This window comes from Aphanothece microscopica RSMan92 (assembly GCF_046613545.2).
GTDB lineage: Bacteria > Cyanobacteriota > Cyanobacteriia > PCC-6307 > Cyanobiaceae > NIES-981.
The window spans coordinates 1-429 of the sequence record NZ_JBKKKY020000578.1 but is presented as its reverse complement, the minus strand read 5'-3'; the positions used below and the strand labels follow the sequence as shown (position 1 = coordinate 429).

General features: G+C 68.3%; 1 protein-coding gene. It reads right to left on the bottom strand.

Annotated features, from left to right (window positions below):
* Positions 1-429 (bottom strand): PleD family two-component system response regulator (locus tag ACLD7X_RS19135; protein WP_411425261.1); only part of this gene is annotated, 429 nt, incomplete at both ends.

The following is a 429-nucleotide window of genomic DNA, read 5'->3' as shown; positions in this document are numbered from 1 at the left end:
CGCGATCGATGGCTGCGGCGGGCCGGGTCCGGCTGAAGACGGCGCGCATCGCTGATTGACGCTGTGCGCCGGCTGCAATCGCCACGATCCGAGCCGCAGCCCCGTCCAGCGGCAGGGCGGCGTCGACAATGTCGTCAGCGCCCTTTGCAATCGCAGCTTCGATCTGGGCTTCCCCAAGCGGGGCGCCGATCACGACGCCCGGGGTGTGATAGAAGCGAGCGCTGCGCCGCATGGTGGCGATGAGCCCCAAGGGGCCGGACCAGTCCTCGCCCTGCGCCAGCACAACCACGGCGTCGAAAGGGGCGTCGTGGAGATAGTCAAAGGCATTGAACGAGGTGAACGCGCCGATGATGGTTGCGCCGCTCTGCTCAAGCGCTGATGCGGCCTTCAGCGTCGTGGCTCCTGGCTCGCCCACCAGCAGGATCCGCG